Here is an 8,879-nt window from a genome sequence, read left to right on the forward strand (position 1 = left end):
GGCGTCGTCCGTCAATCCACCAGCAAAGGTCCTTCCGGTTCCTCGAAATCGGTCTCGATCGCCCGCCCCTCGAAGGCAGCGGCGATCAGGGCGCGGGTATAGTCCTGTTGCGGATCGGCGAAGATTCGCTCGGCGGGGCCCTCCTCCACCACGCGCCCGCGCCGCAGCACAATGATGCGGTGCGCCAGCGCCCGGACGATCCTGAGATCGTGGCTGATGAAAAGATAGGCGAGGCCGTGATCCGCCTGCAGCCGCCGCAGCAGATCCACGATCTGAGTCTGCACCGACCGGTCGAGCGCGCTGGTCGGCTCGTCCAGAACCACGAAGCGCGGCTCCAGCACCATGGCGCGGGCAATGGAGATGCGCTGGCGCTGCCCGCCCGAGAATTCGTGCGGATAGCGTTCGAGTGCCGTCTGCGGCAGCCCCACCTCCTCCAGCACGGCGGCGACGCGCCCCTGCCTCTCGGCACGGGAGAGTTTCGGGAAGTGCACTTTCAGCCCTTCGGAGACGATTTCCGCGACCGTCATGCGCGGGGAGAGGCTGCCGTAAGGGTCCTGAAACACGATCTGCATGTCCGCCCGCAGCGCGCGGCGGCGCCGCTCCGGCAGATCGGCAATGTTCTGCCCCTCAAACATGATCCGGCCGGAGGCCTGTTCCAGCCCCAGCATGGCAAAGCCAGTCGTGGTCTTGCCGGAACCGCTCTCGCCCACCAAACCCACGGTCTCGCCCGCCTGCACGGTGAGGGAGACGCCATCCACCGCCGCGACCGCCCCCACCGAACGGCGCATGACGCCGCGGCGGATCGTGAAATGCACGCCGATATTCTCGGCCGCGATGATCGGCTTCGCCCCTGCCGGTACCGGGGCCGGACCACCCTTCGGCTCGGAGGCCAGCAGCATGCGGGTATAGGGATGCTGGGGGCGCGCGAAGATCTCGGCGACTGTCCCGGTCTCGACAATCCGCCCTGCCTTCATGACCGCAACACGATCCGCGTGCTGGCTGACGATGCCGAGATCATGGGTGATGAGCAGCAGCCCGAGGCCCCGCGCCGCCCTCTGAGCGTCCAGCAAGGCCAGGATCTGCGCCTCTATGGTGACGTCGAGCGCGGTCGTCGGCTCGTCCGCGATCAGCAGGGCCGGGTCATTCGCCAGTGCGATCGCGATCATCACGCGCTGGCGCTGTCCCCCTGAAAGCTGGTGGGGGAAGGCGTCCAGCCGGTGCTCGGCATCCGCGAAACCCGCTTGTTCCAGCAAGGTCACGGTGCGCCGCCTGAGCGCCTCCCGGCTCAGCCCCGCCTTGGTATGAAGGCGCACGGCTTCGGCGACCTGCCGCCCGATACGGTGCAGCGGGTTGAGGCTGGTCATCGGCTCCTGGAAGACCATGCCAACCTTGCCGCCCCGAATATGGCGGAGACCGGCTTCCGGCATGGAGGATATTTCCTCCCCGCCGATCGCGATCCGCTTGGCCGAGACGGTCGCCCCCGGCGGCAGCAGACGCAGCAGGGACAGCGCAGTCAACGACTTGCCGGATCCGCTCTCGCCAACCAGCGCCAGCGTCTCCCCGGCGGCCACGGTGAAGGACACGCTCTGCACCACGGCGCGGTCTCCGAAGGAGACGGAGAGATCCTCGACGACGACCAGGCTCATCGGAATCCTGTCTTTCTGGGGTTGAAGGCATCCCGTACCGCTTCACCCACGAAAATGAGGAGGATGAGAAGCCCCCCGAGCACAATGAAGGCCGTGATGCCAAGCCAAGGCGCTTGGAGATTGTCCCGCCCCTGGGAGACGAGCTCGCCGAGCGAGGGCGAGCCCGGCGGCAGACCAAAGCCCAGAAAATCGAGGCTCGCGAGGATCGTGACGGACCCTGAGAGGGTGAAGGGCAGGAAGGTCAACGTCGCGACCATGGCGTTGGGCAGGATGTGGCGCCGCATGACGGCGAAATCCCCGACGCCCAGTGCCTTTGCCGCCCGCACGTAATCCAGCGTCCGGCCGCGCAGGAATTCGGCGCGTACCACGCCTGTCAGGTTGATCCAGTTGAAGAGCAGCAGAAACAGCAGCAGCACCCAGAAGGAGGGCGCGATGATCGAGGAGAGGATGATGAGCATGAAGAGGTCCGGCAGGCCGGACCAGATCTCGATGAAGCGCTGAAACAGAAGGTCAGTCAGCCCGCCGTAGTAGCCCTGCACGGCGCCGGCCAGGATGCCGATGATGGAGGCGAGCGCAGTCAGCGTGAAGCCGAAGAGCACGGAGATGCGAAAGCCATAGATGACGCGGGCCAGCACGTCTCGCGCCTGATCGTCGGTGCCAAGCCAATTACGCCAGGACGGCGGCGAAGGCGCGGCCCGGCCGAGATTGTCCACCGTCGTATCGTAGCTGAAGGGAATGATCGGCCAGATCATCCAGCCATGGGCGCGGATCGCCGCCTGCACGGCGGGATCGGAATAATCCGCCTCCGTCGGCATGAAGTCCGGACCGAAGCGATCCTCGCTGTAGTCGTGCAGCACCGGGCAAAGGAAATGGCCGTCAAAGCGGATCAGCAGCGGCCGGTCGTTCGCCACCACATTGGCACAGAGGCTGACGGCGAAGAGGACGACGAAGATCCAGAAGGCATAGAAACCCCGGCGATTGGCGCGGAACGCCGCGAGCCGGCGGCGGTTGAGGGGGGAGAGAAGGACGCGCGCCATCGCCCCTCAGCGCCGCGCCGAGAAGTCGATCCGCGGATCGACGACGGTATAGAGGATGTCGCCCACGATCTGCATGATGAGGCCGAGCAGCGAAAAAACGTAGAGCGTGCCGAACATCACCGGATAGTCGCGCTGCAGCGCCGCCTGATAGCCGAGCTGCCCCATGCCGTTGAGCGAGAAGATGATCTCGATCAGCAACGCCGAGGTGAAAAGGATACTGATGAAGGCGGCCGGAAAACCGGCCACGATGAGCAGCATGGCATTGCGGAAGATGTGGCCGTAGAGGACGCGCCGATTGCCCGCCCCCTTGGCGCGGGCGGTCAGCACATATTGCTTGCCGATTTCCTCCAGGAAACAGTTCTTGGTCAGCATGGTGAGGCTGGCGAAACCGCCGACCACCATCGCGATGGTCGGCAGGACCATATGCCAGCCGTAGTCGAGGATACGAGCAGGCCAGTTCCAGGAGGCCGAGCCCATGCTGACCAGGCCGCGCAGCGGGAACCATTGGAACAAGGTGCCCCCGGCGAAGAGCACGATCAGGAAGATCGCGAAAAGGAAACCCGGGATCGCATAACCGACCATGACCATGAGCGTGGTGACGAGATCGAAGCGCGTGCCGTCCCGCGTCGCCTTGGCAATGCCGAGCGGGATCGAGATCAGGTAGATCAGCAGCGTCGACCACAGGCCGAGCGAGATGCTGACCGGAATCCGCTGAAGTATCAGGCTCCAGACCGACTGGCCGAGGAAGAAGCTCTGGCCCAGGTTGAGCGTGAGATAGCCTTTCAGCATGATCCAGAAGCGGGTCAGCGGCGGCTTGTCGAAGCCGAACATGTGGCGCAGCTGCGCCACCATATGCGGGTCGACGCCCTGCTCGCCCCGATAGATCCCCCCGCTCGGAGGGCCACTGCCGCCGACGCCCGCTATCAGCCCGGCATGGCTTTTGAGCTGGGCGATCTCCTGCTCTACCGGCCCTCCCGGCGCGAACTGCACCACGACGAAATTGATCGCGATGATGCCGAAGAGCGTGGGGATGATGAGGAGGAGGCGGCGGAGGAGATAGCCGGCCATGGATCAGGCCGCCCCCGACGGAAAGCGGCGCGGCTCAGCCCACATTCGAATGGTGCCGCTGCTGGTCGGTGATGGCCGCCTTGGCCTGGTCGATCCACCAGCTGTCGATATCGAAACCGGCACGGAAGGGCTGGGTCGGGAAGCCGAAGACGTCCCAGAAGGCGAGGCGATAGGCGCCGAGATGCCATTGCGGCACCACGTACCAGCCCCACAGCAGCACGCGGTCCAGCGCGTGGACCGCGGCGTAGAGACTGACCCTGTCGTTCGCCGCCACGACCTTCGCGATCATCGCATCCACCACCGGGCTCGACACGCCCATGAGGTTGTTGCTCCCCGGGATCTTGGCGGCCTGGGATCCCCAATAACCGCGCTGCTCGTTGCCAGGAACATCCGATTCCGGAAAGAGCACGATGGCCATGTCGTAATCGAAATCATTCATGCGCGTTTGATACTGTGACGGGTCGATGGCCCGGACCGAAACCTCGATGCCGAGGCGCTTCAGATCCTGCACGTAAGGCAGGGTGACGCGCTCGAAGGACGGGTCGTTGAGCAGGATCTCGAAGCTCATCGGCTGCCCGGCGGCATTGCTGAGCTTGCGATCCTTCACCGTCCAGCCAGCCTGCTCCAACAGTTTGAGGGCCGCGAGCAGCGCCGGGCGGTTGTTTCCCGAGCCGTCATTCACCGGCAGGGTGAAGGGTTTCGTGAAGAGTTCGGGCGGCAACTGGCTGCGAAACGGCTCCAGCAAGGCCAGTTCCGCCCCTTGCGGCAGGCCGGAACAGGCGAGATCGCTATTGCTGAAGTAGCTCAGCGTCCGCTCATAGCCGCCGTAGAACAACACCTTGTTGGCCCATTCGAAATCATAGGCCCAGGCGATGGCCTGGCGGACGCGCGGATCGGCGAAGATGGCACGGCGGGTGTTCATGCCGAAGCCCTGCAGGCCGGCGGGCAGCCGGTCGGGGAAGACCTGCTTCTTCACCAGCCCCTTCTGCACAGCCGAAAAATCGTAGGCCGTCGCCCAGTTCTTGGCGATGTTCTCGTTCCGGAAGTCGATATCCCCGGCCTTGAAGCCCTGCAGGGCAACCGAAGGATCGCCGAAATACTCGTAGGTGATCAGGTCGAAATTGTAGAAGCCACGGCAGACGGGCAATTCCTTCGCCCAATAGTCCGGACGCCTGCGGTAGGTGATGGAGCGGTTGAAGGCCGAGCGCTCGATCTTGTAGGGGCCGGAGCCGAGCGGCGGCTCGGTCAACGGCGCGGTGAAATCCCGCCCCTTCCACCACGCTGCCGGCAACACCGTGAGCTGCCCCAGGATCAGGGGCATTTCGCGTGGCGCATCGGGCTTCAGCGTAAAGACGACCGTGCGGTCCCCGCTCGCCGCGACGGAAGCGACCGCCGCGTAATACTGCTGATAGAAGGGCTGGCCCTTGCTGCAGAGGGTCTCGTAGCTCCAGACGACGTCGCTTGCGAGCACGGGCGAACCGTCGGCGAATTTGGCCTCGGGGCGGAGCGTAAAGGTGACGCTGCCATGGTCCGGTGCGATGGCGACCGTCTCGGCCAGCAGGCCGTACGCCACGGCTGCCTCGTCCAGCGCCGGGCGTAACAGTGTGTCCCACAAGTAGCTCGCGCCGGCCGCAGGGTTTCCACGGATGATGAAGGGGTTGAAGCTGTCGAAGCCGCCGACCTCGCTGAAGGTCGCGGCCCCGCCCTTCGGCGCCGCTGGATTGACGTAGGTGAAATTCTGGAAATCGGCCGGGAGACCGGGCAGGCCCGTCACGCCCACGCCGTAGCCACCCGCCGGCACGGTCTGCGCCGCCGCCTGGCGCGGCATCCACAGCGGCGTCGTTATCAATCCGGCGCTGGCGCCGAGAAAAGTCCGTCGCTTCATCCGTGCTCCCTTGCGGCTTCGGAGTGAGGGAATGCCTGCATTAATGGGGACTTCCGCCACCGTTCGGAAGACCCAAGGAATGGCCGCAAGCTGACGGTTTGGTCAGCTCAGAGCCCGATGAGTTTGGGTTGCTTCGACCCAATGTCTAAATCGGTCTCTCAATCACGCTCTAGCTGGCCGATGACGTCCGGCAGGAGCGCCGGATTGCCGAGTGCGATGACCCGGCCCGACGTGCCGAGACGCAAGGGTGCGCCGGTCCAGTCGGTGATGCTGCCGCCCGCCCCGGTAATGACGGGCACCAGTGCCGCCCAGTCCCAGGGCTGGAGATCCTCTTCGACGATGAGGTCGATCTGGCCGAGGGCGAGGAGTCCGAAGCCGTAGCAATCCCCACCCCAGCTGGTGCGACGCACGGCACGCCGCAGGCGCTCGAACCGGGGTCGCGTCTCTGCTGAGAAGATATCCGGGCTAGTGCAGGACAGTTCGGCCTGTGAGAGGCTCGGACAGCGGCGGCCGCCGATGCGTCCGCCCAGGGGGCCCGTGAATTCCGTGGGGCGCCCCTCGACACCTACCCAACGTTCCCGCGTGATCGGCTGGTCGATGATGCCGAGCACCGGCCGGTCGCCGTCGAGCAGCGCGATCAGCGTGCCGAAGGTGGTGCGGCCGGTGATGAAGGCGCGCGTGCCGTCGATCGGGTCCAGCACCCAACGAAGCCCGTCCGCGCCGCCCGCGGTCTCGCCGAATTCCTCACCGATAATGCCGTGGTCCGGACAATGCTCGGCCAATACCGCGCGCATTGCCTGCTCGGCCGCGCGGTCGGCCAGCGTCACCGGACTGTCGTCGGCCTTGTCGTCCGCCTCGATCCCCATGCGGAAATAGGGCCGAACCGCTTCGGCGGCAGCGTCAGCCGCGGCCAGGGCAACCGCGAGGTAGTCCATCGGAGCAGGCATCAGGAAGTCCGCTTCACGTTGTCTCGGAAAAGGTCCGGATCTGTCCGGCCAGAGACCACGGCCGAGGCGGATCGGCAAGCGGCGCCGGGGAATTATCCCACGGAAAGCGCCGTCCCATCTGCGCGATTGGTGCTGCGCGGGATGTCCGCTTGCCCGCCGCACCCGGAATGGTTACCAGCGAAGCCTCGCGCGCGGCGCTGTGGTCCGGGCGGAGGCTGCTCAGGAAGTGCCGTGACGCCGATCGTCCTCATCCCTGCCCGCATGGGCTCCACCCGTCTTCCCGGCAAGCCGCTCGCCATGATCGGCGACGCGCCGATGATCGTGCATATGCTCCGGCTCGGCCTCGCGGCCGGCGTGGGCCCGGTTGCCGTTGCCTGTGCCGAGGAGGAGATCGCCGAGGCGGTGCGCGCTGGCGGCGGTACCGCGGTGATGACCGCGCCTGACCTCCCGAGCGGTTCCGACCGTGTCCATGCCGCCTTGCAGGCGCTGGACCGCGAGGGGAGATACGACGTCGTGATCAACCTTCAGGGCGATTTCCCGACCCTCGATCCCATCCTGTTGCAGCGGGTTCTCGCCCCCCTCGAAGACCCGGCCTTCGACGTCGGCACGCTCGTCGTTCCGGTCGAAAGCGCCGAAGAAGGCGCCAAGAGCAGCGTGGTCAAGGCCGTCTGCGCCTTTCCGGACGGCGCGGATATCACGCCGGCGCTCTATTTCTCGCGCCAGCCGGTGCCTTGGGGCCCGGGGCCGCTGTGGCACCATCTCGGCGTCTATGCCTATCGCCGCGCGGCACTCGACCGTTTCGTGGCACTGCCAGAATCGCCGCTCGAAAAGCGCGAAAGCCTGGAGCAGCTCCGACTGCTCGAAGCCGGCATGCGCATCGGCGTCACCCGCGCGCCGGCAGCCCCCTTCGGCGTCGACACGCCGGAGGATCTGGAGCGGGCAAGGAGGATTCTGGCATGAGCCAGGGCGCGATTTCATTCCAGGGCGTCCCCGGCGCCTATTCGGACCTTGCCTGCCGCAAGGCTCACCCGGAACTCACCCCCCTGCCCTGCGAGACCTTCGAGGCCACGATCGACGCCGTGCGCGAAGGCCGCGCCGAGCTCGCCATGCTGCCCTGCGAGAACACGCTCGCCGGCCGCGTGCCGGATATCCACGCCCTGCTCCCCGATAGCGGGCTCGCGATCGTCGGGGAACATTTCGAGCGCGTGGAGCACTGCCTGCTCGGCGTGAAGGGATCGAGCCTCGAGACCATCCGGCGGGTTCATAGCCATGCGGTGGCACTCGGCCAGGTGCGGCGCCTGCTGCGCGAGCACGGGATGCAACCGGTGGTCGAGGCCGACACGGCGGGCAGCGCGGCGCTCATCGCGCGCTGGGGCCAGGTCGAGGACGGTGCCGTCGCCTCCTCGCTGGCCGCAGAACTCTACGGGCTCGAAATCCTGCTGCGGAATGTCGAGGATGCGGCCCATAACACGACGCGCTTCTACGTCGCGGCGCGCGAACCGCGCCTGCCGCCGGAGGAGGTGCCCGGGTTGATGACGAGCTTCGTCTTCCGCGTGCGCAACGTGCCGGCCGCCCTCTACAAGGCGCTCGGCGGCTTCGCCACCAACGGCGTGAACATGACGAAGCTCGAATCCTATCAGCTCGAAGGCACGTTCAACGCCACCCAATTCTACGCCGACATCGAAGGCCACCCCGAAGAGCGCAACGTCCGTCTCGCCCTCGAAGAGCTCCAGTTCTTCACCGCCCAGCTCAAAGTCCTCGGCGTCTACCCCGCGCACCCGTTCCGGAAAACGTTGCGGTAGCGCTTCAGCAGTGCGCGCTTGATCCAGCGCAAACCGCGCGCATCCCCGCTTGGATATCCTCCAGAGAACGTTTTCCGCGCGAGTTGTACGCCGTCGGGAACCCATTTTGCGAACGCGCGTAGCTGCGTGTCGAAAGCTCCATGGAGAAGATCATGGCCAGGATGAAGGCTGCCATCTTCGTCGAACCAGGGCGCATCGTGCTCGACGAAAAGAACATCCCTGAAATTGGTCCGCTCGACGCCCTGGTGCGCGTCACCACGACGACGATCTGCGGCACCGACATTCACATCCTCAAAGGCGAATACCCGGTCCGCAAGGGATTGACGGTGGGACACGAGCCCGTCGGGATCATCGAGAAGCTCGGCTCTGCCGTTCGCGGCTACAAGGAAGGCCAGCGCGTGATCGCGGGCGCGATCACGCCCAGCGGCACCAGCAACGCATCGCTCGACGGAGACCATGCGCAAGACGGCGTCGGCACCGCGCATGGCTGGAAA

At 65.9% G+C, this 8,879-nt stretch carries 8 protein-coding genes; 3 read left to right on the forward strand and 5 right to left on the reverse strand.

Annotation, left to right across the window (positions count from 1 at the left end; translation table 11 throughout):
- Positions 1-11: 11 nt before the first annotated feature.
- From VL752_RS20220 to VL752_RS20240, 5 genes are all read right to left on the reverse strand, one after another.
- On the reverse strand, positions 12-1,646 hold the full coding sequence (locus VL752_RS20220; RefSeq protein WP_325358089.1) for an ABC transporter ATP-binding protein: 1,635 nt from the start codon (positions 1,644-1,646) through the stop codon (positions 12-14).
- Positions 1,643-2,683, reverse strand: coding sequence for an ABC transporter permease (locus VL752_RS20225; protein ID WP_325358091.1), 1,041 nt, complete (start codon positions 2,681-2,683; stop codon positions 1,643-1,645). Before VL752_RS20225 ends, VL752_RS20220 begins: the two co-directional genes overlap by 4 nt.
- 6 nt (positions 2,684-2,689) lie before the next feature.
- Positions 2,690-3,751: a microcin C ABC transporter permease YejB gene (locus VL752_RS20230; RefSeq protein ID WP_325358093.1), complete on the reverse strand. Its 1,062-nt coding sequence runs from the start codon at positions 3,749-3,751 to the stop codon at positions 2,690-2,692.
- A gap of 34 nt (positions 3,752-3,785) precedes the next feature.
- The gene (locus VL752_RS20235) at positions 3,786-5,636 is read right to left on the reverse strand and encodes an extracellular solute-binding protein (protein WP_325358095.1); all 1,851 of its coding nucleotides are present in this window, start codon (positions 5,634-5,636) and stop codon (positions 3,786-3,788) included.
- Between the two features lie 158 nt (positions 5,637-5,794).
- Positions 5,795-6,583, reverse strand: a complete 789-nt coding sequence (locus VL752_RS20240) for an inositol monophosphatase family protein (protein ID WP_325358097.1) — start codon at positions 6,581-6,583, stop codon at positions 5,795-5,797.
- Positions 6,584-6,814: 231 nt separating this feature from the next.
- Between VL752_RS20240 and VL752_RS20245 the strand changes: the two genes are divergently transcribed.
- The 3 genes from VL752_RS20245 to VL752_RS20255 all read left to right on the forward strand — a co-directional run.
- A complete protein-coding gene (locus VL752_RS20245) occupies positions 6,815-7,543 on the forward strand; it encodes a 3-deoxy-manno-octulosonate cytidylyltransferase (RefSeq protein WP_325358099.1) in 729 nt (242 codons plus the stop codon).
- Positions 7,540-8,385: a prephenate dehydratase gene (locus VL752_RS20250; RefSeq protein WP_325358101.1), complete on the forward strand. Its 846-nt coding sequence runs from the start codon at positions 7,540-7,542 to the stop codon at positions 8,383-8,385. The genes VL752_RS20245 and VL752_RS20250 overlap by 4 nt, the downstream gene beginning before the upstream one ends.
- 140 nt (positions 8,386-8,525) lie before the next feature.
- A partial coding sequence (locus VL752_RS20255; protein ID WP_325358103.1) for an alcohol dehydrogenase catalytic domain-containing protein occupies positions 8,526-8,879 on the forward strand: 354 nt, incomplete at its 3' end.

The sequence above is a fragment of the Acidisoma sp. genome, from assembly GCF_035492295.1.
Taxonomy (GTDB): Bacteria; Pseudomonadota; Alphaproteobacteria; order Acetobacterales; family Acetobacteraceae; genus Acidisoma.

Excerpts from the sequence above, each read along its gene's own strand:
- VL752_RS20220 (WP_325358089.1), bottom strand. The coding sequence starts at position 1,646 with ATGAGCCTGGTCGTCGTCGAGGATCTCTCCGTCTCCTTCGGAGACCGC.
- VL752_RS20225 (WP_325358091.1), bottom strand. The coding sequence starts at position 2,683 with ATGGCGCGCGTCCTTCTCTCCCCCCTCAACCGCCGCCGGCTCGCGGCG.
- VL752_RS20230 (WP_325358093.1), bottom strand. The coding sequence starts at position 3,751 with ATGGCCGGCTATCTCCTCCGCCGCCTCCTCCTCATCATCCCCACGCTC.
- VL752_RS20235 (WP_325358095.1), bottom strand. The coding sequence starts at position 5,636 with ATGAAGCGACGGACTTTTCTCGGCGCCAGCGCCGGATTGATAACGACG.
- VL752_RS20240 (WP_325358097.1), bottom strand. The coding sequence starts at position 6,583 with ATGCCTGCTCCGATGGACTACCTCGCGGTTGCCCTGGCCGCGGCTGAC.
- VL752_RS20250 (WP_325358101.1), top strand. The coding sequence starts at position 7,540 with ATGAGCCAGGGCGCGATTTCATTCCAGGGCGTCCCCGGCGCCTATTCG.